Origin of the sequence: Paraburkholderia youngii, assembly GCF_013366925.1 — a bacterium.
GTDB lineage: Bacteria > Pseudomonadota > Gammaproteobacteria > Burkholderiales > Burkholderiaceae > Paraburkholderia > Paraburkholderia youngii.
This window is the reverse complement of record NZ_JAALDK010000002.1, coordinates 1,074,294-1,100,955: the sequence shown is the minus strand read 5'-3', so window position 1 is coordinate 1,100,955 and position 26,662 is coordinate 1,074,294. Positions and strand designations below refer to the sequence as shown.

The 26,662-nt window shown below is 60.7% G+C and carries 21 protein-coding genes and 1 pseudogene; 19 read left to right on the top strand and 3 right to left on the bottom strand.

All coding sequences use genetic code 11. The features are described 5' to 3' along the window. Window positions 1-297 precede the first annotated feature (297 nt). Together G5S42_RS36365 and G5S42_RS36360 are read right to left on the bottom strand one after the other, a co-directional pair. Window positions 298-858 carry a hypothetical protein gene (locus tag G5S42_RS36365; RefSeq protein WP_176111554.1) on the bottom strand — a complete coding sequence of 187 codons (561 nt, stop codon included), beginning with the start codon at window positions 856-858 and terminating at the stop codon, window positions 298-300. An 11-nt stretch (window positions 859-869) separates the two neighbouring features. Next, on the bottom strand, window positions 870-1,352 hold the full coding sequence (locus tag G5S42_RS36360) for a hypothetical protein (protein ID WP_176111553.1): 483 nt from the start codon (window positions 1,350-1,352) through the stop codon (window positions 870-872). Here G5S42_RS36360 and G5S42_RS36355 point away from each other — a divergent pair. From G5S42_RS36355 to G5S42_RS36330, 6 genes are all read left to right on the top strand, one after another. Beyond that, complete coding sequence (locus G5S42_RS36355) at window positions 1,351-1,665, top strand: hypothetical protein (RefSeq protein WP_176111552.1); 315 nt, start codon at window positions 1,351-1,353, stop codon at window positions 1,663-1,665. The two genes, G5S42_RS36360 and G5S42_RS36355, sit on opposite strands and share 2 nt — an antisense overlap. Window positions 1,666-2,313: 648 nt before the next feature. Next, window positions 2,314-3,288 (top strand): efflux RND transporter periplasmic adaptor subunit, encoded by a 975-nt coding sequence (locus G5S42_RS36350; RefSeq protein WP_176111551.1) that lies wholly within the window; start codon window positions 2,314-2,316, stop codon window positions 3,286-3,288. Continuing rightward, complete coding sequence (locus G5S42_RS36345) at window positions 3,285-6,344, top strand: efflux RND transporter permease subunit (protein WP_176111550.1); 3,060 nt, start codon at window positions 3,285-3,287, stop codon at window positions 6,342-6,344. The genes G5S42_RS36350 and G5S42_RS36345 overlap by 4 nt, the downstream gene beginning before the upstream one ends. After that, the gene (locus tag G5S42_RS36340; RefSeq protein WP_176111549.1) at window positions 6,341-7,843 is read left to right on the top strand and encodes an efflux transporter outer membrane subunit; all 1,503 of its coding nucleotides are present in this window, start codon (window positions 6,341-6,343) and stop codon (window positions 7,841-7,843) included. Before G5S42_RS36345 ends, G5S42_RS36340 begins: the two co-directional genes overlap by 4 nt. Before the next feature lie 146 nt (window positions 7,844-7,989). After that, a complete protein-coding gene (locus tag G5S42_RS36335; RefSeq protein WP_176111548.1) occupies window positions 7,990-9,426 on the top strand; it encodes a basic amino acid/polyamine antiporter in 1,437 nt (478 codons plus the stop codon). A 68-nt stretch (window positions 9,427-9,494) separates the two neighbouring features. Next, on the top strand, window positions 9,495-10,922 hold the full coding sequence (locus G5S42_RS36330; RefSeq protein ID WP_176111547.1) for a basic amino acid/polyamine antiporter: 1,428 nt from the start codon (window positions 9,495-9,497) through the stop codon (window positions 10,920-10,922). 67 nt (window positions 10,923-10,989) lie between these two features. Here the strand turns inward: G5S42_RS36330 and G5S42_RS36325 are convergent, their stop codons facing one another. After that, the gene (locus G5S42_RS36325) at window positions 10,990-11,886 is read right to left on the bottom strand and encodes a LysR substrate-binding domain-containing protein (protein ID WP_176111546.1); all 897 of its coding nucleotides are present in this window, start codon (window positions 11,884-11,886) and stop codon (window positions 10,990-10,992) included. Between the two features lie 154 nt (window positions 11,887-12,040). On the opposite strand from G5S42_RS36325, the gene G5S42_RS36320 reads away from it, so the two are divergent. The 13 genes and pseudogenes from G5S42_RS36320 (at window position 12,041) to G5S42_RS36260 (ending at window position 26,592) form a co-directional block, all read left to right on the top strand. Continuing rightward, window positions 12,041-13,222: a M20 aminoacylase family protein gene (locus G5S42_RS36320; protein WP_176111545.1), complete on the top strand. Its 1,182-nt coding sequence runs from the start codon at window positions 12,041-12,043 to the stop codon at window positions 13,220-13,222. 77 nt (window positions 13,223-13,299) lie between these two features. After that, window positions 13,300-14,487 (top strand): porin, encoded by a 1,188-nt coding sequence (locus G5S42_RS36315; protein WP_176111544.1) that lies wholly within the window; start codon window positions 13,300-13,302, stop codon window positions 14,485-14,487. A 159-nt stretch (window positions 14,488-14,646) separates the two neighbouring features. After that, window positions 14,647-15,036 carry a BON domain-containing protein gene (locus G5S42_RS36310; protein WP_176111543.1) on the top strand — a complete coding sequence of 130 codons (390 nt, stop codon included), beginning with the start codon at window positions 14,647-14,649 and terminating at the stop codon, window positions 15,034-15,036. Between the two features lie 492 nt (window positions 15,037-15,528). Further along, window positions 15,529-16,179, top strand: a complete 651-nt coding sequence (locus G5S42_RS36305) for a response regulator (RefSeq protein WP_176111542.1) — start codon at window positions 15,529-15,531, stop codon at window positions 16,177-16,179. A 254-nt stretch (window positions 16,180-16,433) separates the two neighbouring features. After that, a pseudogene (locus tag G5S42_RS46065) lies at window positions 16,434-16,969 on the top strand (fimbrial protein). 99 nt (window positions 16,970-17,068) lie between these two features. Further along, window positions 17,069-17,833, top strand: coding sequence for a fimbria/pilus periplasmic chaperone (locus G5S42_RS36295; RefSeq protein WP_176111995.1), 765 nt, complete (start codon window positions 17,069-17,071; stop codon window positions 17,831-17,833). Between the two features lie 12 nt (window positions 17,834-17,845). Further along, complete coding sequence (locus G5S42_RS36290) at window positions 17,846-20,686, top strand: fimbria/pilus outer membrane usher protein (protein WP_176111541.1); 2,841 nt, start codon at window positions 17,846-17,848, stop codon at window positions 20,684-20,686. A gap of 12 nt (window positions 20,687-20,698) precedes the next feature. Further along, window positions 20,699-21,319, top strand: coding sequence for a fimbrial protein (locus G5S42_RS36285; protein WP_246392318.1), 621 nt, complete (start codon window positions 20,699-20,701; stop codon window positions 21,317-21,319). A gap of 24 nt (window positions 21,320-21,343) precedes the next feature. Continuing rightward, entirely contained in the window at window positions 21,344-22,033 is a 690-nt protein-coding gene (locus G5S42_RS36280) for a DotU family type IV/VI secretion system protein (RefSeq protein ID WP_176111540.1), read from the top strand. Next, window positions 22,030-23,709 carry an OmpA family protein gene (locus tag G5S42_RS36275; RefSeq protein ID WP_176111539.1) on the top strand — a complete coding sequence of 560 codons (1,680 nt, stop codon included), beginning with the start codon at window positions 22,030-22,032 and terminating at the stop codon, window positions 23,707-23,709. Before G5S42_RS36280 ends, G5S42_RS36275 begins: the two co-directional genes overlap by 4 nt. Window positions 23,710-23,918: 209 nt before the next feature. Beyond that, the gene (gene tssB, locus G5S42_RS36270) at window positions 23,919-24,452 is read left to right on the top strand and encodes a type VI secretion system contractile sheath small subunit (RefSeq protein WP_176111538.1); all 534 of its coding nucleotides are present in this window, start codon (window positions 23,919-23,921) and stop codon (window positions 24,450-24,452) included. 46 nt (window positions 24,453-24,498) lie between these two features. After that, window positions 24,499-26,001: a type VI secretion system contractile sheath large subunit gene (tssC, locus tag G5S42_RS36265; RefSeq protein ID WP_176111537.1), complete on the top strand. Its 1,503-nt coding sequence runs from the start codon at window positions 24,499-24,501 to the stop codon at window positions 25,999-26,001. A gap of 108 nt (window positions 26,002-26,109) precedes the next feature. Continuing rightward, window positions 26,110-26,592 carry an Hcp family type VI secretion system effector gene (locus G5S42_RS36260; RefSeq protein ID WP_176111536.1) on the top strand — a complete coding sequence of 161 codons (483 nt, stop codon included), beginning with the start codon at window positions 26,110-26,112 and terminating at the stop codon, window positions 26,590-26,592. Window positions 26,593-26,662: the final 70 nt, after the last annotated feature.

Genomic DNA, 26,662 nt, shown 5'->3' with positions numbered 1-26,662 from the left:
ATACGGTGCCAGAGCATGCGGGCAACCTCTACGAACTTAATATCGAAAAAGGACCCAGTATTAGCCAATCCGAGCGCGAACCGTCGATTCTGCAGCCGATCTCGCCAACGGGAGCCTCGTGAAACATTGGGAAATGTCTTTCATATATCATAACTCCTTGTTTTAAAAGATCTTTTTCTGCTCACCGAAGTATTGTTTCACGCCGATCAATCAAATTGGTGCACGATACCCCGTCACTTCCATCCATCGCGGACCAGACGCATGAATGCACCCACGCGGCTCAACGATCCGTAACATTCAATACGTAATTTGTAGCGAATGAATTGGAGGGGCTCGCGCTGACCATTCGAACGTTTCGCTGACTTGATCGATCTCGCCAGGCCCACGCCGTCGCGAAAAAACACCCGGCTGCTCCGCCGTCACTTCGCCGACCCCGCCTCCTCGCGCCCGCGGCATCTGCTGCACGCTGTGCCCGGCAATGATCGCCTTCTCCGACAGCGCGCCCGCGAGATGCGCGCTGCGATAAGGAACGACGCCATCGTCGGAATCTTCGAGCCGCCCGCTTTCGCGGCACCACGCCATGATCGAACGGAAGCAAACGTGAGGGCCGATCGGCAACTGCGAAATCGCGCGGATCAACGGATCGATTTCGCCCGACTGTTCGATGCTGTTCGGCGCCTGGAAGGTCTGTCCCTGCGCTTCGATGTTCGTCGCCGTCCCCATCACTTCCTTGAACTCGTTTAGCAGGGCAAGCGGCAGACGTACGAGGTTGGCCGTCCAGCGCGACAGCCGGTTGCTCGCGAGCGGTGTGCCTTGGTGGGGTGCCGCGATAAATATGGCGCGCTCGACGTGCGGCATCGGTGTGAAGTTCAGTAGCCGATCGAGCCGCCCGTCCTCACGACCTGTTCGAGCGTGCCCTGGCTGAACCAGATCAACGTGGTGACGTTCGGCGACGGCATCTCGCTGCAATAGCGCGACGCCGGCTTCGGCCGTCCCGCGGTCGGTGACGACACACCGCTATCGGCTTCGGCATTGCCATCTCCTTCGCCATCGGCATCGCCACCCGCGTCGGCGTCCAGGCGAACGACAGCCGCGACGCCGGGATGACTTCGCGCGGTTCGCGCACGCCTTCGGGGCGCCGGGTCCGGTCCGGCTGAGGTCGAGATGAATGGCCAGCCTGCGATGTATTGCGTGCCCGGCACGTCCTTGCCGGCTTCGGTCGCGAGCGCGCCGCGCAGAAACAGCGCGCGCAAGCTCTTGCACCGCGTAGTTGTAATGGTCACGGACCTGGGTCTGACCATCTTCGAATGCACGGTCGCCAGCAGTGCGTTCACCGAGGAATAGAAACGCATGCGCGAAGCGCGCGTCGCTCCATTCGCAGGCGTTGGCCGGTGTGTTCGTGATGGCCATCTGCAACGACAGTTCGGTGAGGCTCGACAAACGCCGGTCGGTATTGATTCCGCCGACGGTCGAGACGGTATTGATGCAATCCAGCGGCTGGCGTTGGCAGGTGTCTCCATCAGACGTCCGGTCGACAGAATATCGCCGCGGCGCATCGCGATGGAGAATCCGGTGGACTCTACGCCCGGCAAATCGCTGGTTCAACCCATGCCGTTCGCCATAATGCGTATTGGCTCCAATGAGAAAGAATCCCGATTCAACTAATCACGGCTGCTCCTTCGGCGAACAAATTCCTTGAGACCTACAGCGTTCTTTCCGAGCGCACCATGGAATAAATCTGTATGCCCGACGTAAGTCGCGAATCGATTGACGGCTAGCGCATGGATCGGCCATGATGCCCGTGACGAACTGCGAAAGGGGACAATGACGCACGCGTGACACGGGCAGTCCACCCGTGAACTGCGCGAAGTCATGAACGACTGTTGATCGTGCTGGAATCGCCGTCCATTCCATACAGGGCGGACTAGTGAATTTCCTCAGTGTTTCTTCGGCGTGGCGAAGCAGGTTGGCAGTTACACAGGATGCCTGATAAACGGAGCCTGAATGACGACGCATAACGTTGCCGGTCCCACAGAAGGGATGCGGACCACTATGAATTCACGAGCAACCTGTAGAGCCTCGTAATCGCCGGCCCGCGAGCTACGTTGCCGCCGGGGTGTGCGACATGGGTTGCGCCAGCAGTCAGCCGAGGACGAGATGACCGCAAACCGTTCCGAAGCACCGCAGCCAGGCCGATCAGCCAGCGTCGCATTGACCGGCGTATCGTCGTGCGCGTTGGCCTGTGCGCTCGTCGTATCACTGTCGGGCTGCCAACGGCAGACCGAAACACCGAGCGGCGAAACGAGGCCAGCCGTGCAGCTCACAAGGGTCGAACCGGCCGACGCCTCCGCGATTCGCATATTTACCGGGCGAGTCGAGCAGACCAGCATCTCGCCGCTCGCCTTCGAAGTATCGGGCCGCGTCGTGCAGATCGCGGTGCTCGAAGGCGCATCCGTGAAACGCGGGCAGGTGATCGCGCGTATCGATGAAGAACCCTACAAGCTGCAACTGCAACGCGCGAACGCGCAGTATCAGCAACTGAGCGACAACCTGAAGCGTCAGGCGGTGCTGCACAAGGACGGGATTCTGTCACAGGCTGCTTATGAGCAGCTGTCGGCTGCCACGGACGCCGCACGCGCAGCACGCGACATGGCGAGCCGCGACTTGCGCAATAGCCGGCTCGTCGCGCCATTCGACGGCCGGATCGCTCGCCGCAACATCGAGATCCAGCAGGTCGTGCAGGCTGGCGCACCCGCTTTCAATCTGGAAAACATCGGGCGTGTCGATGTCGGCGTCGATCTGCCTCAGAGCATTGCCGAACGGCTGTTCGTCGACAAGACGCTGAGAGCCGAGGCGTGGCTGCCCGAGCGGCCGCAGAACCGCTTCCCGCTAGTGTTCCGCGAACGGACCACGCAGACCTCGCCGACTTCGGCCGCCTACCGGCTCGTGTTCTCGATCGAGGGACCGCATAGCGCCATGCTGTTACCCGGCATGGCGTTGCGGGTACAGATTTCCGACACGGCCCGGCAAGTCGCGCAAAACGACAATCAAGGCTACTTCGCGATTCCGATCGCGGCGGTCTCGATCGGCGCGGACGGTCAGCGCAGTCTGTGGCGCTACGATGCGGCGTCCGGCCGTGTGCATGCGGTGCCGGTCAGCGTGCGCGAAATTCGCAATGACGATGCGGTCGTCGCGGGTGCGGTCGCGGAGGGCGACCGGGTGGTGGCGGGCGGCTCGCAGTTCATGAAAGAGGGAATGGCGGTCCGTCCAATGGATGCGCCTCAATGAACCTCGCGCGCCCCCTGATCGAAAAGCCGTTGATCGCATGGGTTCTGACGCTGATCTCGCTGTTGGGCGGCCTTTTTGCGTACTACAACATCGGGCGGCTCGAAGACCCGAAGTTCACGATCAAGACTTCGGTCGTCGTGACGCTGTATCCGGGCGCGAGTGCGCACGAGGTCGAGCAGGAGGTGACGGACCGCCTCGAAAGCGCGATCCAGCAGATGCCGCAGGTCGAGAAGCTGACCTCGCGTTCCATGCCGGGCTACTCTGAAATCCGCGTCCAGATTCGCGACCAGTACACGTCGGCGCAATTGCCGCAAGTGTGGGACGAATTGCGCAACTCTGTGTCGGATGCGCAGGTACGGCTGCCGCCGGGGGCGGGCCCGACACTCGTGCTCGACCGCTTCGGCGACGTCTACGGGATGTTCTACGCGCTGACCGGCGAGGGCTATACGCAGGCGCAACTGTATGCGTACGCGCGCGAACTGCGCCGCCAGTTGCTGACGCTCGACGACGTGTCCGACATCGTGATCGCCGGTCAGCAGCAGGAGCAGATCTCGGTCGACGTCGACCAGTCGCAACTGATCGCCAACAATCTTTCCACCGACGACCTCGCGCAGACGCTGTTCCTGCAGAACGAGGTGCGGCCCGCGGGCCGCGAGCGCGTCGGCGACTTGTCGTTGCGGATTGCGCCGACCGGCTCGCTCGATTCACTGCAGGCCATCCGCTCGCTGCCCGTCAACAATACGCCCGGCCCGCTTCTGCTCGGCGACATTGCTCGCGTGAGCCATGGCTACGCGACGATTCCGAACCAGGTCATTCACTACAACGGTGAGCCCGCGGTCACGATCGGCATCAGCGCGCGACCGCGCGTCAACGTGGTGAGGGTCGGCGAACGGATCACGGCGAAACTCGCCGAACTCGAGCGCGACCGCCCGATCGGCATCAAGCTGTACTCGCTTTACGATCAGCCGCAGGTCGTCGATGAGAGCGTGCGCGGTTTCATCTTCGACGTGTTCCTGTCCGTGTCGATCGTCGGTGTCGCGCTCGGCATCGGGCTTGGGTGGCGTGCGGGGATCGTGCTCGGCGTCGAGTTGTTCCTGTCGATTCTCGGCACGCTGCTCGTCATGTACGCGGCGGGGATCGAGTTGCAGCGCATTTCGCTCGGTGCGCTGATCATCGTGATGGGCATGCTGACCGATAACAGCATCGTGGTGGTCGAGGGCATGCTCGTGAGGGTGCAGCGAGGCAAGTCGCATCTCGAGGCGGCGACCGAGATTCTCAAACAAAGCCAATGGATTCTGCTTGCGTCGACCATCGTGGGGATTCTGGCTTTTTCGGGCATCGGTCTGTCGCCGGATGCGGTCGGCGAATTCTGTGCGTCGCTGTTCGCCGTCGCTGCGATTTCGCTGCTATTTAGCTGGGTGATCGCCATCGCGCTGACGCCGCTGTTCGGCACGTATCTTTTCAAGCCCGCGGACATCATCGATGAAGACCCGTTCAAGGCGAAGCTGTACAAGCGTTATGGCGAGTTATTGTCATGGGTCACCCGACGGCGCGTGCTCGTGGTGATCGGCCTCGTCGCGCTGACGGTACTCGCCGGCTGGGCGTTCCGTTTTGTCGAGCAGAGCTTCTTCCCCGCGTCGACGACGCCGATCTTCTATGTCGATATGCGTTTGCCGCGCGGCGCCGATATTCGCGCGGTCGTCGAAAAGAGTCGCGAAGTCGAGAAGGTGCTGCTCGAGCATGCGGATGTCAGCAACGTGCAGACGTATATCGGCTCCGGCGCGACGCGCTTCTTCCTTGTCTACGATCCGGAGACGCGCGATCCGTCGTACGCGCAGTTCATCGTCGGCGCGAAGGACCTGCGCCTGATCGACATCATGCTTCCGGACATCGAAGCGGATCTCAAGAAGCGTTTCCCCGAGCAGCACTGGACGGTGACGCGGCCGAACTTCGGCCCCGGCGGAGGCGCGGCAATTCAGGCGCGCTTCTCCGGTCCCGATCCGGCCGTGCTGCGTCGCTTGTCGCAGGAAGCGCAGAACGTGCTGAAGGCCGACGGCCGCATCATCGCGATCCGCGACGACTGGGAGAACCCGATCAGCATCGTGCGGCCGGAATTCGACGAGTCGCGCGCGCGCTCGCTCGGTGTGACGCGCCGGCAGGTCACCGACACCATGGCTTATGCAACCGAGGGCCTGCGCGCGGGCATCTATCGCGAAGGCGATCAGTTGCTGCCGATCGTGCTGCTCTCGCCCGACTACACGCGCGGCGTCGCGGGTCTGCAGGACTTGCAGGTGTTCAGCGCCGGTCTGCGCCGTTACGTGCCGCTCGGCGACGTGGTCGACGGCTTCACGGTCGGGACCGAGGAAGGTCAGATCGCGCGCGAGGACCGGATTCGCACGATCACCGTATCGGCGAACCCTATCTATGGGCAGAACAGTGTCGACGCCTTCAACCGCATTCGCTCGGGCATCGAGGACATCAAGCTGCCTTCGGGCTATCGCTTCGAATGGGGCGGCGAGCACGAATCGTCGACGCGCGCGCAGCAAAGCCTGTTCCGGCAACTGCCGCTCGGTTTCATCGCGATGGCGCTGCTCGTGCTGATGATGTTCGGACGCCTGAAGCCCGCGCTCGTCGTGCTGCTCGTCGTGCCGATGTCGATCTGCGGCGTGACGATCGGTCTGCTGCTGTTCCGTGGCGCGTTCGGCTTCATGGCGTTGCTCGGTCTATTGAGCCTGATCGGCATGCTGATCAAGAACGGCGTCGTGCTCGTCGAAGAAATGGATGCGCAGGTCGCCGCCGGCGTACCTCGCATGCAGGCGGTGACCCACGGTGCGATGAGCCGCTTGCGTCCGGTGATGCTGTCGGCCGGCACGACGGCGCTCGGCATGGCGCCCCTGTTGTGGGACCCGTTCTTCAAGGACATGGCGATTACGATCATGTCGGGCCTTGCTTTCGCCACCGTACTGACGATGGTCGCCGTGCCGGCGCTGTACTCGATGCTGTTCTCGATCAAGCAGGCGGAATGGGAGCCGGGCCGACACCCGGAAGCAAAATGATCCGCGCGCGCCACTGTCTTCTCGTCGTCGCGGCGCTGCTGCTCGAAGCAGGTTGTTCGGGTTCGTTGCAGCTGGAAAAGCCCGCCGCGTTTCCGCCGCAGTATTCGGAGGCCCAACCGGACGCGGCGACCCCGATGTCCGCGCAGGATCTCGCCGCATGGTGGACCCAGTACGACGATCCGACGCTGAACAAACTGATCGAACTCGCGCTCGCACGCAACTTCGACATCGCCACCGCTTACGCGCGCGTCGATCAGGTCCAGGCCGGGATTCGGTTGGCTCGCTCGCAACTGTTGCCATCGCTCGGTGCGAGCGTGAGCGGCGCAAGGTTTCACGGCGGCGAGACGCAGCTCGAGTTCGCGCAGTTCCTCGGCATCACCAATACCGATGCGCAGTTCTTTCGAGTAGGTCTGCAGGCGCAATGGGAGATCGATCTGTTCGGCCAGGGACGCTCGCGGCTCTCGGCGGCACGGGAGCAGGTACGCGCGGCTGCGGGCGATGCGGAAGCGCTGCGCCTGAGCGTGGTGTCGGGTGTCGCGGATCTGTACGTCACGTATCGCGGCCTGTTGCGTCAGCGCACGATCCTGTTGCAAAGCCGCGCGATCGCGGACGACTTCGTCGACATCGCCGAAAAGAGCTTTACCGCGGGCCTCGTGATGAGTACCGACATCGAAGCGGCGCGCGCTGGCCGTGCGCAGGTCGATGCGCGTTTGCAGGACCTGGAGAACGGCATCGCTCAGGCGCGGCTGAATTTGCAGAATCTGTGCGGCGTGCAGCCAGCGGAGTTCGCGGGAATCCTCGATGAAAGCGACACGCTGATGACCGCGCTGCCGCATATCGAGCCCGGCCAACCCGTCGATCTGCTGATGCGGCGGCCGGATCTGATCGCGGCGCAGGCCCGCGTGAATGCGGCGGTCAGACAGTCGGATGTCGCGCGACTCAACTACTGGCCGACCATATCGCTAAGCGGCATGCTCGCGCGCAACGGTTGGGAGTTCGCAGGTCAAAACCTGGGGACCAGCACGTTCTGGCTATTCGGCGCGGCGATGGCGATGCCGTTGATCGACTTCGGCGCGCGGCGCTCGCAGGTGGAGTCGTCGGATGCGCAGGCGCAGCAGGCGATGTTCAACTACGAAAAGACCGCGCTCGGCGCATTCTATGACGTCGAGCGTGCGCTGGCGCGTTTGAACCGGCAGGACGAGTTGTTCAATGCGCGCAATGAAGAAGTCGCGCGTCGTACCACGCAGCTGAACCAGGTGCGACGTCGCTACGAGCTCGGCGATACCGGCCGCGTCGATATCGATCAGGTGCGGGTTGCGCTGCTCGAAAGCCAGTCGTCGCAGGCGAGGGAAGAGGTCGGCAAACTGCAGGCACAGTTCGCGCTGTTCAGAGCGATGGGGGGCGGCTGGTTGGCCAATCCGCCAGTCGCAGCGAATCCACAAACGCCGACGGGACCCGCGGCCGCCGCCGGGAACGCACCGGCGCCGGCGTCACAATGAGCGACGACGAGGCACCGCAAACGCACGAAACATTCGCAAGGCCGTTGGCTTCAGTCGGGAGGACTAACAGGAGATGCGCAACGTACGCGCACCTGCTCCGCGTAAGTCCCTTTCTGGAAGAAATCAGCTTCTCTGAAGGGTGAACGATGGCAACCCAGGTCGAGACGAAACTGTCGTTACCCGCATTGACCGCGATGGTCGTCGGCTCAATGGTGGGCGCAGGGATATTCTCGTTGCCGCGCAATTTCGCACGCGCGACCGGACCGTTCGGAGCCGTCATTGCATGGTGCGTGGCGGGCATCGGCATGTATGCGCTGGCGCGCGTGTTCCAGGCGCTCGCACAGCGCCGGCCCGAACTCGATGCCGGCGTGTTCGCCTATGCGCGAGCGGGCTTTGGCGATTATGCGGGCTTTCTATCCGCATTCGGCTACTGGATGGCCGGCTGCTTCGGCAACGTGTCGTACTGGGTGCTGATCAAATCGACGCTCGGCGCTTTCGTCCCCGTCTTTGGCGAGGGCAATACGGCGACCGCGATCATCGTGTCGTCGGTGGGCATCTGGCTGTTTCATCTGGTGATGCTGCGCGGTGTCCAGCAGGCCACGATGATCAACACGATCGTGACGGTCGCGAAAGTGATTCCGATCGTGCTGTTCATCGTGATACTGATCGCGCTGTTTCGCGCCGACATGTTTCATGCAAATCTGCGGGAAGGCAACGATCAGCTCGGCAACGGCCTGTTCTCGCAGGTTCGCGCGACGATGCTCGTCACCGTCTTCGTGTTCGTCGGTATCGAAGGTGCGAGCGTGTACTCGCGCTACGCGAAAAAGCGCTCGGACGTCGGCGCCGCGACGATCACCGGCTTCGTCGCCGTGCTGTGTCTGCTGGTGCTGGTGACTCTGCTGCCTTACGCGAGCTTGCCGCGCGCCGATCTCGCGGTGATGCGCCAACCGTCGATGGCCGCGGTACTCGGCGCGCTGCTCGGCCCATTCGGCGTCGTGTTCATCAGCGCCGGTCTGATCGTTTCGATCCTTGGCGCATACCTCGCATGGTCGCTGATCTGTGCCGAGGTGCTGTTCGCCGCTGCGCGTCTCGAGACGATGCCGCGCATCTTCGCGCGACAAAACGAGCGCAAGCTGCCGGTCGCGGCGATCTGGCTCACGAGCACCGTGGTGCAGTGTTTCGTCGTCAGCACGTACTGGTCGACCGATGCGTTTGCGCTGATGCTCAATCTGACGAGTTCGATGGCGCTGATTCCGTATTTCCTCGTGGCTGCGTACGGCATCAAGGCTGCGCGCCGCGATAGTGGACAGAATGGAGGCACCTTGAGCGGTGCGTTGCGCACCGAGTATTTCGTCGCGATGTTCGCGACGTTCTATACGGCCTTTCTGCTGTTCGCGGGCGGCCTGAAATTCCTGATGCTATCGGCACTGCTTTATGCGCCCGGTACGGTGCTGTATGTATTGGCCAAACGCGAGCGCGGCATGCGGGTGTTTTCGAAAGTCGAGTGGGTCATCTTTGCCGTCGCGGCCTGCGGCGCGATTGCCGCGCTGATCGGCCTCGCGACCGGCACGATCGTCATCTGAGCGGTCGATCATCGTAGTCGCGCGAGCGCGGCTCGATCGGAACGTGTTCGCGGGAGAGCGATCGCAGCATGGACAAGCGCGTCAGACTTTCAGCGCCGGGCCTGATGGCGATGGTGATCGGCTCGATGGTCGGGGTGGGCGTCTTTTCGTTGCCGCAGGCGCTCGGCAAATATACCGGCGTCGTCGGGTCGTTGATCAGCTGGACCATCACCGGCTCCGGCATGCTGATACTCGCGCTGATCTTTCAACGGCTCGCATGGCGCAAGGCCGAGCTCGACGTCGGCGTCTATACATATGCGCGCGTCGGGTTCGGACGCTATACGGGATTTCTGTCGGCGTTCGGCTACTGGTGCGCCAGCTGTCTCGGCAACGTGGCCTATCTCGTGCTGATCAAGTCCGCGCTCGCGATCGTCGTGCCCTCGTTCGGCGCCGGCAATACGTTTAGCGCGATCGTCAGTTCCTCGCTGATGATCTGGGTGTTTCACTATCTGATTCTGCGCGGCGTGAAGGGCTCGTCGATTGCGAATGCGTCTATGACGGTCGCCAAGTTGCTTGCGCTCGGACTGTTCGCGGTGCTCGTGCTGTCGAGCGTCGAGTGGCGGGTGTTCGTCGCGAATCTGTGGACCGGTCCCGAGCCGTCGGCGACCGGTCTTTTCGATGAGGTGCGCAAGACGATGTTAGGGACGGTCTTCGTGTTTCTCGGCGTCGAAGGCGCGAGCGTTTATTCACGGCACGCGCGCGAGCGGCGCGACGTCGGCGTCGCGACCGTGCTCGGCTTTCTATGCGTGCTTGCGTTGATGGTCATGGTCACGTTGTTGTCGTATGGCGTATTGCCGCTCGAGCAGCTGGGTACGCTAAGAAATCCGTCGATGGCTGGCGTGCTGAGCGCCGCGGTCGGTGTCTGGGGCGCGGTCGTGGTCAAGCTCGGCCTGTTGATCTCGGTACTCGGCTCCTATCTCGCATGGACGCTGATCGCCGCCGAAATTCTGCACGCGGCGGGCAAGAGCCGTACGATGCCCGCGTTTCTCGGCCGAGAAAACCGCAACCACGTACCGGTCGCCGCGCTATGGATGACGAGCCTCGTGATCCAGGCGTTTCTGATCGTGACGCTGTTTTCGAAAGAAGCGTTCACGCTGGCCAAGGAGTTCACGACATCGATGAGCCTGATTCCATATCTGTTCGTCGCCGGCTATGGATTGAAGCTCGCCGCGAGCGGCGAATCGTATGCGGGGCAGCCGTGGTCACGGCGCATCGACTTCATGCTCGCGCTGATGGGCTGCGTCTATGCGCTCTTTCTCGTGTACGCGGGCGGCCTGCATTATCTGTTGATGTCGACCGTGCTTTACACGGCGGCGACTGCATGGTTCTACATCGCCGAGCGTCGCAAGGGAAAACGGCCTGTGTTTACGGTGCTGGAACGCTGGCTGTTCATCGTGGTTCTGCTTACCGCGCTGGTCGCGTTCGCCGATCTCGTGCGCAATCATTTCGGGGCTTGAGCATTTCAGTGCCGCTCGCAGGTGACGGCGGTGCTCAGGAGATAGCTTGCTGCGCGCGCCGCGGGGCTCACATCAGCGCGGCCTCGCGAATGCAGCGAATGAAATAGTCGGCCGGGCGCGTGTGAATCGCGCCTTCGCGCTGCATCAGATGCAATCTCGCAGTGCGCGACGTTTCAACGAAATCCAGCCTTTTCATATGCCCCGTCGAGTTCACGAGTTCGAGCGTGTGCGAAGCCCAGGCCATCACCGCGTCGATGCTGAGTGCGAGGCTGTACATCAGCGATTGCGACGTGCAGCGAGTGATCCGGCTCGGCACCGGCAGGCCCTGACGGTTGAACAGATCGGCGACAAATTGCGGATAGTCGTCGGTAGTGTCGGAGTGGACCCATTCGACATCGCACAGATCGGCGAGCGAACTGGCCTTCGCGAGCGCACCGTTCGCGCGCACTGCGAACGCCAAAGGATAAGACAGCAGTTCCGAACATTCGATCGACGAATCGGCGGACGATTCGGTCGCCGCGGCGAGCGCGAAATCGAGCGAACCCTGGCGCAACCGATCCTGTAGTTTCGTCGCGTGAAACTCGAGAAATTCGACTGTGATGTGCGGCATATCCAGGCGAAACCGTGCATAAGCATCGGGCAGCAGCGTAAGTGCCGCGAGCGGCGTCACACCGATCGTCACGCGGCCTTCCTGCGCGCCTCGCTCCATCGCCATCTGCTGTTCGGCGCGCCCGAGTTCCCCGACGATCAACCGCGCATGCCGCAACAGAGATTCCCCGGTGCGCGTAAGAGCGACGCCATTGACGCTACGGCCGAATAACGACATGCCGATATCGGTTTCCAGTTCCCGAATGGCTTTGGTAACGGCTGGCTGACTGACGAATAGCGCCCGCGAGGCGCCGACGATCGTGCCATGATCCGCGACGGCGACCAGTGCGCGCAATTGATGAAGCTTAATTGCCATTAACCTTATTACCTCAGGGTAAATACTATAACTAACGGTTATTGGCATAAAACTTTATCATGTTTTTATTCGCCGCCGCTCTCGTAGACTGCCTCTCAATTCGCGCTGAGCTCGATCCAGCGCGTGTCACACGGGTCTGTCAGAGGAGACGGCGTTGTCCCATAACATCAATATCGATCCCGCAATTCGCGAGCAGGCGGCCGAATTCGTCGAATTGCGCCGGCGCATTCATGCACATCCGGAACTGGGATTCGAAGAAGTCGAAACGAGCCGGCTCGTCGCCGGGAAACTTAAGGAATGGGGTTATCAGGTTACTGAAGGCATCGGGGGTACGGGGGTGGTCGGCCGTCTGAAACTCGGCGACGGCACGCGCGCGATCGGCATTCGCGCGGACATGGACGCGCTGCCGATCATCGAGGACACCGGTCTGCCGTATGCGAGCCGGGTGCACGGCAAGATGCATGCATGCGGGCACGACGGACACACGGCGATCCTGCTGGCGGCCGCGCATTACTTTGCACAAACGCGGCGCTTCGACGGCACGTTGAACCTGATCTTCCAGCCGGCCGAAGAGGGGCAGGGCGGCGCCGTGCGGATGATGGAAGAGGGTCTGTTCGAGCGCTTTCCGTGCGACGCGGTCTACGCGCTGCATAACGCACCGGGCGTGCCGGTCGGCATGTTCATCGTGCAGCAGGGCGCGATGGCGGCATCGGCCGATCTGGTGACGGTCACACTGACCGGCAAGGGCATGCACGCCGCGATGCCGCATCTGAGCCGCGATCCCGTGGTGGCTGCCGCGAGCATCGTGATGGCACTGCAGACCATCGTCGCGCGCAACGTGCCGCCGGCCGATGCCGCGGTGCTGACCGTCGGTGCGATCCAGGCCGGCACCGCGCACAACGTCGTGCCCAACACGGCGACGATCCTGCTGACCGTGCGCACGCTCAGCAACGAGGTCCAGCAACTGATCGAAACGCGCTTGCGCGAGATCGTCGAGAGCCAGGCGGCCAGCTTCGGCGTCAGTGCGCACATCGACTATCAGCGGGTCACGCGCGTGCTGATGAACACCGCTCAGGAGACCGCGCGCGCTCGCGAAGCGGTTGCCGCGGTGGTCGGCGCACAGAACATCCTGCCGCTGCCGCCGGGCATGATGGGCGGTGAGGACTTCTCGTGGATGCTGGAGAAAGTGCCGGGCTGCTACGTCGCGCTCGGCAACGGTCACGAAGGTCACGGCACCTGCATGATTCACAACCCCGGCTACGACTTCAACGATCAGGCGCTGCCGATCGGCGTCGCCTACTGGGCCGCGCTCGTCGAGCAATACCTCTCAGCCTGAACTTCGCCAATTCGCGTTTCGCCGACCCGGCGTGCCGACGGGCCGGTGGCCAGACTACGTCCATATCGGGGATTCACATGAAATATAAAAAGACCGTTTGCGCCGCGACCGTGGCGCTGATGTCACATGCGGCCTGGGCCGACTCGTACCTGCAGCAATGGCTGTCCGCGTGGCCGTCGATGGAAAGCGCGATCCAGCAGAACGGCGTTCAGCTGTACGGCGCCGTCGACATGGGTCTGAACTTCCAGAGCGTCAGCGGCACCTCGAAGTGGCAAACGCAGAGCGGCGGCGTTCATACGTCGCAATTTGGGTTGTTTGGCCGCGAAGATCTCGGCGGCGGCCTGAAGGCGGAATTCAACCTCGAAAACGGCTTCATGGCGAACAATGGCGCGTTCGGCACCAGCAACACGCTGTTCGACCGCGCCGCATGGGTCGGGCTGAACTCGGCGACATGGGGTGTGGTGCGCCTCGGCTTGCAACCGACCGCGAACCTGCCGGAAGTCATCGACCCATTCGGCGAAGTGACGACGAACTCGGTTGTCGCGTGGCTCGCCGGCGGTGCGGTGCAGACGCCGAAGGGCGTCGGCTACAACGCGGACCTCGGGCCGGGTTCGAGCCAGGTGCTGGTGCGCGCGAGCAACGCGGTGACATGGACCACGCCGCGGGTGATGGGCTTCGGCGCGACGTTCCTGTATGCGTTCAACAACCAGGCCGGCGTGTCGCCGAATGCGTCGAATCAGGGCGTGGTCGCGTCGTGGACGAACGGCACGTGGTACCTGTCGGGTGCCTACAACCGCGTGTGGAGCTCGCCGGTCGAAACCTCGGCGGGCAAGCAAACCGTGCGCAACGATATCTACGGGGTATCTGCGATCTACGACGTCGGCAGCTACGTGCTAACGGCCGCGTTCGCGCAGGTGGCGCCGAAGCTCGCAGGCAACGGCATCGCGCGCTCGTACATCGTCGGCGCGACAGTGCCGTGGGGACGTCACGCGGTGCGCGCGTCGGTGGTCTATCGCGATACATCGGGAGTGCGTGACAGTGCTGGCGATCCGGCGAAGGACTCGGCGCTCGGCGCGATGCTCGGCTACGACTACTCGCTGTCGAAGCGCACGTCGCTGTATGCGCGCGCGGGCTTCATCCGCAACTACGGGATTTCGAGTGTGATTCTGAACAGTAATCCGCTGCCGCTGCAAACGGGGACCGCGTCGCCTGAACTGGGCACGACGCCGATGACGGCGTCACTCGGCATCTATCACCTGTTCTGAATCGAGACACGGCGGGTCGTCGCCTATGCGCCGGTCTGGTATATGAGCGCGTGCATACTCGTCAGTCTCGCCGCGCTGACTGTATTCGACGAGCGCATCACCGATTAACGGCCGGAGTCGTCGTCGGTGTCATCCGGCCATAGATGACAGGAGAACAAAATGAACGCACGGAAATGGGTGAAGCTGGTTGGCGCGAGCGCGATCGTGTTCGCTTGCCTGAATACTCACGCGCAACCGCAAGCGGGTGGGTCGGTTCCGACGGCGCAAGCGGAGGCGGCTTCCTCGCCAACCGAGGGCGAGATCAAGGCAGCCAACCGGCAACTCGTGCGGGACGTACGCCGCGCATTCAGAAACGCGCGAAGTCAGGGGCTGCGGGCCAGCAACATTACAGTGCGCGCAAATAACGGCGTCGTGACGTTGACGGGCAGCGCGCCGACCGCGGACCAGGTCGATCTCGCTACCAACATTGCGAAAGGCGTACCCGGTGTTCAGTCGGTGACGAGCCGCGTCGCGGTGCGCAAGGAATTCAGCACACGGGGCAGCAACTAGCGAGGAATCGCGACGGGTCCGACTGGGGCTAGATGTTGACTCGAAGCACGACGTTGCTCATCGCCCAGTCATTGCCGCTTCTTGTGGAACGCTCAACGTACTTGCCGCTCGCAAGCGTGTCTGGAGAGCACCTTGAGCCAAGCACTCCTCGTACCTATGACGCATATAGGAATTCTCCGATTTTTTTCCTGTTAGCGCCCCGTACAATCCGGCTAAGTTGAAGGCGGGAGTCTTTTAAATTCTCGCCGCTGTCCATGTCAGGTTGCATGCGAAAAATTACTTTGTGTTCTACCAAAAGCGCACCGACCTGCTCAGCGATTTCAATTGATTCAAAAAAACAGTGGCTCAAAAACGTCCGACGAGTGGCATGGGCGAGATATTCCCGCGCCCTTCCCGTCATGTATCGGCGTGAAATGACATCGTACTTTGGTAACAAAGCATGCAGGTGTGTCGGCACGAGAAAAGTATTCACCAGCGTGGTATGGAGTGCGAGTGAACAAAATCAGAGTGGCTATTGCCGACGATCATCCATTCATTCTCCTCGGCGTCGAGCATCTTCTCCAGCGTTGTCCGGATATTCAGGTCTGTTTCAAAAGCGAAACGATTGGCCAGCTTCTCCAGCTGTTGGTTGAAGTACCAGTCGATGTGCTCGTGTGCGACTACGAATTCGAAGGCGATCCGTATGCCGATGGTCTCAATCTTCTTGACCGCATCCGGCGTGTCGCTCCAACCTTACGAGTAGTGTTCCTGAGTACGCACTCTTCCACGCACATCATTTCGGCTGCGCTCAATGCGGGGGCGGCCGGCTTTGTCGGTAAGGGGCCGGAGGGCTTTGTCAGCCTGACCGCTGCCATTCGTGCCGCCAAGAATAAGAGCGTCTTTCTGCCTGATTCCATTGCGAACAAGATGTTGCGCGCAACGGCGCGCGCAGCGGAAGGCGGTTCTTCTCTCAATTTGCTGTCTAAAAATGAGTCGACAGTCGTGCGAATGATCTGCGACGGCATGTCGATCGCCACAATTGCCGAGCGGCTCAATCGCAGTCCCAAGACCGTCAGCAATCAGAAGAACGCTGGCATGAAGAAGCTGGGTGCCAGAAACGACGTAGAACTCGTCACGATCGTGCGCGAGTGGTCCTGCTCGTAGCCATTGCCGCGATCCTCAGGCGGATTCTGTAGTTCTCCTGGCGCCTTTCCCCAACCGTCTGGCGGTCCTGACATCGGCTCAGTTCGAGGATCGACACGCCGTTTGTCGGCTGTCCCATATGGTATTTCATTTTGGGTATCGGCCCATTAACACCGACCTTCTTCAATGACATCATTCCTCTGCCTTGACGATCGCTGGGGAGCTCCGGCTTCACAAGGGTGTGTAGTTTTGAAATAGCAACAAAGAGGAATCTCATGAAAAAACAAGTGACGCAACTCATGATCGCGGTGGCCGGCCTGTCCGTCGCGCCGATGGTTTTCGCTCAAGCCGCACCGGGCACAGGTCAGGTAACGTTCAACGGCGAACTGATCGACGACACCTGCGTGATTAACGCCGGTGACGACGACAAGACGGTCACGCTGCCTACCCTGTCTACCCAGTCGCTGGTTGCCGCTGGCAAACCGCCGGCTCCAGGATGTTCGAAATTTCGGTGTCGCAGTGCCCGGCAACGCTGACCAATGTCGCGGCGCATTTCGAGACCACGAACATGGACCCGGCTACGCGTAATGCCATCAATCAGGCAAGCACTTCGCCGGCTTCCAATGTCGAAGTGCAATTGCTTGACAGTGATGGCAATACGCCAATTCTTCTGGGTAGCACGGGTTCGTTCGTTCCTATCGCGAGCAACGGCACCGCAACGATGAACTACGGCGGCCGGTACTACGCAACGAACAAAACCACGGCCGGTAACGTGACGGCTGTTGTTCGCTACACGTTGGCATATCAGTAAGCCAGTCCAAGCCGAATGGCATCGGGTTGCGCTTCTTCTCGGAAGGCAACCCGAAGTGACATTCCGCTTATCGGTCGCGTGGAGGAGCGAGTGTCTTCAATGAAATTCTCTAGATATCTGGTTGCGGCCATAGCGTGCAGTGTCGCGTCGTTTGCTGCACAAGCTGCTATCACCATTACCGGTACACGAGTTATTTATCCGGCGCAAAACCGTGAAGTCAACGTTCGTTTGAACAATGTTGAGAGCCGCCCGGTCCTGGTCCAAGCGTGGCTGGACGACGGCGATGCGGCAGCTGCGCCGAATGAAATCAAGGTGCCGTTTACGTTGTTGCCAGCCGTATTTCGAGTCGAACCTCACCGAGGTCAGGCTTTGCGCATCATGTTCGCGGGCGGCGACCTGCCGGTTGACCGTGAAACAGTCTATTGGTTGAACGTTCTGGAAATTCCGCCGAAGCCTAAGGACGCTGATGACCGGAACATGATTCAGCTCGCGTTCCGCACGCGTATCAAGATGTTTTACCGGCCCACATCGTTGCTCGATGACCCAACGGCGGGGCGAGCTCAACTGAAGTGGCATGTCGAGTCGGATGACAAAGGTCAGAAGGTCGTTCGTCTCGACAACCCATCGCCCTACTACATTTCCGTCGGCATGGCGGAAGTAGAGACGGCAGGCAAGAAAGTCGCTCTTTTGCCCACTATGGCACCTCCGTTCGGGCACGTTGATCTCCATCCACAAGAAGGAAAGCTGGATATCAAAGCTCCTGCCACGGTTTCCTACACAGTTCTGAACGACTTCGGCACAGCGATCAAGGACTCGGCGGTGGTGGTAGGAGTACAAAGCGCGGAAGCGCAAAAGAATCAATAATTGGAATACGGTATGTCGGGCGTGCGGAATAGTAAGACGGCGGTTGCAACAGTATTCACTAATGTCCCTTTCCGATTCCACCCACTGGCGTGGGCGGCAATCGTAGCGTCGGGCTGGGTCTTTTCCGCGAATTCCGCGGTCGCCGCATGTGCGTCGGATTCGGGCGGGGCGACGCCGCCCAGTGACTGCTCGGCGTCCGAACTGCCGCAGCAGGCAGTTGGTGCCAACGTAGAAGCTGCGCATACAGATGCGTCATCTGACCTGCCGACATCGAATGCGCCGTCTGTGGAAGCTCCGCAAGAAGTCGAGTTCAATCCCGCGTTCTTCACGGGCAACGTCGCCGATCTGTCGCGCTATACGCGAGGTAATCCTGTTGCTCCGGGTGTCTATCCGGTCGAACTGCTCGTCAATGGTAAGAAGCGTGGACGCTTCGATGTCGTTTTTCAGGCGGTGCCGGACTCGGATATCGCCAGGCCCTGCTTCACGATACCCAGCCTGGACCGGGCTGGCGTAGATACTGAACACGTGATCCAACGGCTAACGGAAACCGGAAAGGGCGACGTCGACGATGCAGATGCGTCATCGCAATGCGTGCCGCTGGCGGAAGCCATACCAGGATCGCTGGCATCGTTCAACACCGCCGATCTCCAGCTCGATCTGTCGATTCCACAGATCGAACTGCGCAAGGAGGCTGCCGGTTATGTCGATCCATCCCGTTGGGACAACGGGATCAACGCAGGCTTCGTGCAATACAGTCTCGCCAGCTATACGACTCACCAGAACAATGGGAGCGGAGACTTCACCAGTGCCTACCTCGGTGTGCAAAGCGGATTAAACGTGAACGGCTGGCGTTTCCGGCAGTGGGCCACGGCAAGCTTGCAGAACCGGAGTCCCGACGCGCATTGGCAAAGTGTCGCGCTGTTCGCGCAGCACGATGTCACGGCGCTGAAGAGTCAATTGACGATCGGCGACAGCTCGACGAGCGGTGACGTCTTCGATTCGTTCAACGTGCGTGGCGTCCAGCTTTCGAGCGACGACCGCATGTTGCCGGATTCCATGCGCTCCTACGCACCGGTTGTGCGTGGCGTGGCCGATACCAATGCACGCATCATCGTCCGTCAGAACAACGTCATCGTCGCGGAGACCAGCGTACCGCCGGGGCCATTTGAATTGAGCGACCTGCCGGCTACCGGCTATGGCGGCGACCTTCAGGTCACTATTGCAGAATCCGACGGCCGCCAGCGGACTTTTCTGGTTCCGTTCGCGTCAGTCCCGCAGTTGTTGCGGCCAGGTGTTTCACGTTTCAATCTGACGACCGGTGTCTATCGCGATACCGTGCTGGATAGCCATCCGTGGGTAGCGCAGGCGGTTTATCAGCGCGGCCTGACAAACCTGTGGACCGGCTACACCGGTGCACAGTTCGCGGAAGGTTATTGGGCAGGGCTGGTCGGTGTCGCGCTCAATACGCCGCTCGGCGCATTCGCGTTTGACGTAACCGCGGCCGGAACGAATATTCCCGGCATGTCGGGTGGTCGTCCCGGCTACAGTACCCGGATCAGCTACAGCAAGCTTCTTCCGGGGCCGAACACGAATTTTTCGGTTGCGGCCTACCGCTATTCGACCGCACGCTTCTATAGCCTGCGTGACGCGATGTACGCGCGATATGGCCCGCGAGACATCACGGGTCAGTATGACTACCGCACGCGCAGCCGTCTGCAACTGAACGTCAACCAACCGATCGGCGAGTCTAGTTCTTTTTATATCGCCGGCAGTTCGCAGAACTACTGGGGCGCGTCGAAGGGCTACGATCTGCAATATCAGGTTGGCTTCAACAGCGCGTACAAACGGGTGTCCTACTCGCTGTATGCGCAACGCACGCGCCTGCAAAACTCGAAGATCAGCACGCAGGTAGGCTTGAACCTGACGATTCCGCTCGGTAAGGTCGACTCGAACGAGCATCGTACGTTCGACTATCTGACCACCAACGTTGCGCGCAGCTCGAACGGGGACAGCACGATCCAGGCCACTGCGTCGGGCAACACGACCGGAGCCACGCCGATCAACTACGGTGTCAACGCATCGAGGATCGTCGCCGGCGACAATCGAACCGTTTCCGCAGGCGGTTACGCGATGTATCGCGCGCCGTTCGGTACGTACAACCTCAATGCATCGATCAGCAATCAGACCCGTCAAGCCGCATTCAACGCCGACGGCGCGGTCGTCATTCACAGCGGCGGCGTCACGCTGAGCCCGCCACTCGGTCAGGCCTTCGCGCTCGTCGAAGCGAAAGGCGCAGAGGGTGGCCGGATTATCAATGGCCAGGGCGCGCGAATCGACGGCCACGGCTATGCGGTGGTGTCTTCGTTGACGCCATACCGGGTCAACACGGTCGCGCTGGATCCGAGCGACGTGCCGCTCGACGTTGAACTGGGCAACACGAGTGAAGAAGTCGTGCCGCGCGCGAATTCGCTGGTGAAGGTGAAGATTGCGACGACGCAGGGCACACCTATCTTCGCGGAGGTCATGGATAGGGAAGGCAAAGCCATGCCGATGGGCGCCGAGTTGTTCGATGAATCCGAGAAATCGGTGGGCATCGTCGGTCAGGGCGGTCTCGCGTATCTGCGCGGCCTCGAGCACGAAGGCAAGCTGCTGGTGCGCTGGGGCAACCGCGCAGCGGAGCAGTGCGTGATGCCGTACACGGTGCCAGCCGACGACAAAGCGGACAGCAGCCCTCACGCGGGAATCGTTGCGCGCATCAAACTGAGCTGTGATCCAGCGCTTGTCTGGTCTGCGCCGGCAAAGCCCGTCGCGCGGCGTTCAGCGGGCGCGGCGCTTGTCAGTTCTCTTCGCTGAAGGCGAAGGCCGATGCCCGGTCAGCGCCAGCGCTGCGGCTCAGATGATTCCGCCGACAGTGGAGGTCAGAAAATGAAAAATATTTGCAGATACTTTCGAATTGCCGGACCAACTGCCGGGTTGATCGCGAGTGCGCTGTTGGGATCAGTTTGCGTATATGCGCAAGGATCGCCCTCGGTCACGCTCAACTTTAGTGGCACCTACAACGCGACGACGTGTTCGCTGGTCAGTTCGCCCGACATGACGGTCACATTGCCGAGGCTTTCGACGCAATCGCTGCCGAGAGCCGGAGTGGCGGATGGCTCAAAGGTCTTCACCATCACGATCCGATGCCCAAGCGGCGAGACGGGTGCGCGCGTGTATTTCGAGAGCGGTTCGTCGACCGATCCCAATACGGGAAATTTGGACCTGCAAAACGCGGGCGGCACGACATCGGCAAAGAATGTACAGGTCATGCTGGCGAATGCGGACGGATCGCGGATCAAGGTCGGCGACCGATCCACGATGAAGGTCATTCCGATCACGTCCACCGATCCGACGCCGGTGGATTTCATTGCCAGCTACTACGCAACGGGTCGAGCCACGGCTGGCACTGTGAGTACATTCGTCACCTATGTCGTCGAAATGCCCTGAGGGTGCCGGCGCGCATACGTTTATATGATGTTTGATTCAACGGTCGCGCTGATGCGAGCGACAGCCTTGCATGCGGCACTGCTGTCCGACGGCGCGCAAATGCCGGCTGTTCCTTTTTGGCGCGCGCGTTGTAGCACGTTGATCGAAACGCTACAGCAGCAAATGCAGGATCGAAACTTTCCGCCAACGGATATCCAGGAAGTCAGCCTCGCACAGTGCGTTCTGCTGGATGAGCTGACGCTGCATGCATTGCCTTCCAACCAGCACGAAGAATGGTTGCGTGACCCGTTGCAGAGGCGTTTTCATGGCGTGCGCGATGGCACTGCATTGGTTTGGGAACGGATCGGAACGGTGGTGGATGGCGGCGGCCGAGATCTCGCCGGACTCGAGTTCTACAGCATGTTGCTGGGGCTGGGCTTCGACGGCGGACGCAGAGACGCGAACGCATATCTGGAGCGTGCGAGATTGGAGTTGAACTGGCATAGATGTGATACGGCGGCGTTGTCCACACCCGACGCACCGAAAACCGCCATGACACCGTCCAATTCGATTCGGCCGGCGGACATATCACGCATCGCACTTTCGCGCAGGACCGCCGGCGTGCTCATTGCTGGCGCGATTGCCGTCGCGTCACTATGGACGGCGCTGGACGTTAGCCTGGACGTTGCGATAAGTGATCTACCTGAATCATCGTCCCCGCAGAGTACGCAATGATTTCCGCAAACAGCTACCGAGCGGCGCTGATCTGGGTCGCTGTCTCCGTTGCCGGCCTGATCTGGCTGTGTTTGCCGCTTGCCCTTCAACCGTCGTGGCCCGTTGTGCTTAGCCTTGTTCTGCTGACGGCGGTGGGCACGGCGGTATTGCCAACTTGCGGGCGATCGAAGCCGACCCACGAGGACCAGCACGTTCAGACCGGGAACATGCGCGAGTTATCGATCGTTCTTGTCGCCGGGCCACATGCCGGTGCGTTGTTTGCGCGCGATGGCCAAGCAGCCACGCTGCGCCGAAGCGTTGATGCCGTGTGGTTTCATGTCACGTCCCCCGGGGCGCTGTCCAGCGTGTTGGACACGGTGATGGAGTCGTATCAACGTCCGCCGGATGCTGTGTTGATGCCCGTTGTTCCCGACGCTGAGTGCGACGACGCGGTGATTCGCCGCGAATTTACCCGCTGGAAGCATGAAATCGCCGCAAGCACCGCTCCCCGGGCGTTCGTATTACCTTGCTATCTCGCGATCTACGCTTATCTCGGCGCGAATCGCGACCGCGCAGTGGAACCGGTCTGGTTCGGCGATGCAAGCAGTTTGTCGACAACGCCACTCGCGACCGCAACCGCTTGGCAACATGCGCAAGCACTCAGGCAACAGCTGGACCAGGCATGGCTCGCGGTCGCACGGCCGCAACGTGCCTCGCGTGCCGGCTTGGGACACGCAGTGTTCGACTGGCTAGAAGATGCGGCGCTGTTGTCGATACTTTCGTCGCTCGCGAACACCGCGCCGCTCTCGCTGCGTGGCTTGCTGTTGGCCGATATCGGACACCCACCGATGCGTCCCGGCGCCTGGTCGCGATGGCTAACCGGAAAAACCACGCTGCGGCCGCCGCTGATGACGCCGAAGGCGCAGCCGCAGCCGCTGTCTCTACCCTTACTCAGGACCATTGTGCGGAACGAGAGCGTCCGGTTCTCGAAGAGCGAGCGGGGCCGACCGTACTCCGCAATGCTGCACGCAGTGGCTGCGTCGGCCGTCGTCCTGATGGTATCGGTTGGTGTGTCAGCATGGTCGAACAGCAGATTGGTCGCGCGAGTCGCGGACGACCTCGAGGTGTACACGCATATACCCACAGCCCGTGCCGACGCGAAGCGTGAGCGATTCGAATCGTTGCGCAGGCATTCCGCCGAGCTGGCTCGCTATGCGAGCAACGGTGTGCCGACGGGACTCGGCTGGGGACTGTATCGGGGCAAGCGGTTGCAAGTCGCGCTTGAACGCGTGACCGCCACATCGCATTCACCATCGATTCCCGCGCATTCGCCGCCGTACGCTGTGACGATCGACAATTTCCTGTTGTTCGACAGCGGCAAGACGACGCTGAAGCCAGGTGCAGAGCCGAGACTCAAAGGCGTTCTCGATCTGATTCGCGCCAATCCCGACAAGCGGATCCTGATCGCGGGTCACACGGACAACATGGGTTCCAGCGTCGCGAATCAGAAGCTGTCCGAGGCACGGGCACAGGCCATCCGCGATTGGTTCGTCAACACTGCTTCCTTGCCCGTGACACGTTTCGCCATTCAGGGATATGGCGACACGCGGCCGATTGCCAGCAATGAAAATACTCAGGACCGCGAGAAGAATCGTCGTGCCGAAATTACCCTTATTCCCGATTCAGGCGCCCAATAAAAGTACTCGTCGCGGGTATCCGTCCAAGTGGCAGCATTCGTGGCACGTCAAACCCCTCATTTGTTCTTGCAATCGAGACCGAATTTTGGGCAACCGCCCATATCGTCACGCTGCTTCGAGACATAACATCACCGGATAGCGCATTTCCTAAGTGAAAACGAGCGGTGCCACCGCTTCTTATTTTATTTGAGCGATAACCTCAGAGCACTATGTCGGCTTCTACCAGTTCTCAAAAATTCATCGCACGTAATCGTGCTCCTCGCGTCCAGATCGAATACGACGTCGAAATTTACGGTTCCGATAAGAGAGTCGAGCTCCCGTTCGTGATGGGCGTCCTCGCCGACTTGTCGGGCAAGCCGCTCGAACCGTTGCCCGCCGTCGGCGATCGCAAGTTCTTCAATATCGACATCGAGAACTTCGACGAGCGAATGAAGGCCATGAAACCGCGTGTCGCGTTCGCGGTGCCCAACACGCTGACGAGCGAAGGTCAGCTGATGGTCGATATCACGTTCGAAAGCATGGACGATTTCTCGCCCGCAGCCGTCGCGAAGAAGGTTAACGCGCTCGCGCAACTGCTGGAGGCGCGTACGCAACTCGCCAATCTGCAAACGTATATGGATGGCAAGAGTGGCGCGGAAAACCTGGTCAGCAAAGTGTTGAGAGACCCTGCATTGCTCGAAGCGCTTGCCAAGGCGCCGAAACCGGAAGCGGCAACCACCGGCGAGCCGGTGACCGACGAATGATCTTTGCTTTCCGCACGAAAGCACAGCCTGAAACAATGGGGAAATGATGGCCGAACTTCAAGCGAATACGCGCGCCAAGGCAACGGCGAGCGTGACCAATCAATCCGATTTCAATGCACTCCTGTCGCGCGAATTCAAGCCCAAAACGCAGCGCGCGCGCGAGGCTGTAGAGGGGGCTGTCCGAACGCTCGCTCAGCAAGCACTGCTTACATCGGCAACAGTGTCGGACGACGCCTACAAAAACATAGAGTCGATTATTGGGGAGATCGATCGCAAATTGTCCGAACAGATCAACCTGATTCTTCATCACGAAGATTTCCAGAGTCTTGAAAGCGCATGGCGTGGACTTCACCACCTCGTCGCGAACACGGAAACGGATGAGAAACTGAAGATACGCTTCATGGACGTGTCGAAGGACGATCTGCGCCGCACGATGAAGCGCTATAAAGGGATTGCGTGGGACCAGAGTCCGTTCTTCAAGCAAATCTACGAGGAAGAGTACGGGCAGTTGGGTGGCGAGCCGTACGGCTGTCTCGTCGCTGACTACTACTTCGATCACACACCGGCCGATGTCGACCTGCTGGGCTCGATTGCAAAGGTGGCGGCAGCATCGCATGCGCCGTTCATTAGCGGCGCGGCGCCGTCCGTGCTGCAGATGGACTCGTGGCAGGAACTCGCGAACCCACGCGACCTGACGAAGATCTTTACGCAAAACCTCGAGTACGCGCCTTGGAACTCGCTGCGCAGTTCCGAAGACGCGCGTTACATCGGCCTTGCAATGCCGCGTTTTCTTGCGCGTCTGCCGTATGGCGTCAAGACTAATCCGGTCGACGAATTCAATTTCGAAGAGGCGACCGACGGCGCGGATCATCAACGCTATGTATGGTCGAACGCGGCCTACGCAATGGCGGTGAACATCAACCGTTCGTTCAAGAACTACGGCTGGTGCACGCTGATTCGCGGCGTGGAAAGCGGCGGTGTGGTTGAAAACCTACCGTGTCACACGTTCCCGACGGATGACGGCGGGATCGACATGAAGTGCCCGACGGAAATCGCGATCTCCGACCGCCGCGAAGCGGAATTGTCCAAGAGTGGCTTCATACCGCTCATCCACCGCAAGAACACTGATTACGCGGCGTTCATCGGTGCGCAATCGTTGCAGAAACCGGTCGAGTACCACGATCCGGACGCAACTGCTAACGCGAATCTATCGGCGCGTCTTCCGTATCTGTTTGCATGCTCGCGCTTTGCGCATTACCTGAAGTGCATCGTGCGCGACAAGATCGGCGCATTCAAGGAGCGCGACGAAATGCAGCAGTGGCTCAATGAATGGGTCATGAACTACGTCGACGCCGATCCCGCGAATTCGTCGCAGGAAACCAAGGCACGTCGACCGCTGGCGGCGGCCGAAGTGGTCGTCGAGGACGTCGAGGGAAATCCTGGATATTACCAGGCGAAATTCTTCCTGCGCCCCCATTTCCAGCTCGAAGGTCTGACGGTTTCTTTGCGTCTCGTCGCGAAGCTGCCGCTCGTGAAGGAAGCCGCCTGATCCTGCGTCTACCGCTTATGCGGTGATTGAGCGACGGACAGGCGCTCACTAAATATGCCTGGCTTTCATTGAGCAACTCAAAACTAACGTGTACCAAGGAGTACTTTTATGGCGCAAGACATCTTTCTCAAGATTAACGGGATTGATGGTGAGTCGGCAGACGCTAACCACAAGGATGAAATCGACGTTCTGAGCTGGGGGTGGGGCGTTACGCAGCAATCGAATATGCACGTTGGTTCCGGCGGTGGCGCCGGCCGGGCAACGGTCGAAGACTTCACGTTCGAGCATTTCATCGATCGTGCAACGCCCAATCTGACGCAATACTGCCTGACCGGTAAGCACATCGATGAAGCGAAGCTGGTCGTGCGTAAAGCCGGCGGCAATCCGCTCGAATACATCAAATTCACGATGAGCGACGTGCTGGTTACCTCGGTGCATCCCTCCGGCGTCAGCGACAGCGAATCACGTCCCCGCGAAACGGTGAGTCTGTCCTTTGCTCGCCTGAAGCAGGAATATGTGGTGCAGAACGCGCAAGGCGGCAGCGGCGGTGCGATCACGGCGACCTTCGATATCAAGAAGAACAAAGCCTAAAGTCGCACAGATTCCTGAATCCTGACACCACCACTCTTTTGTCCGGTGGACAGTGTCAAGACTGTTAGCC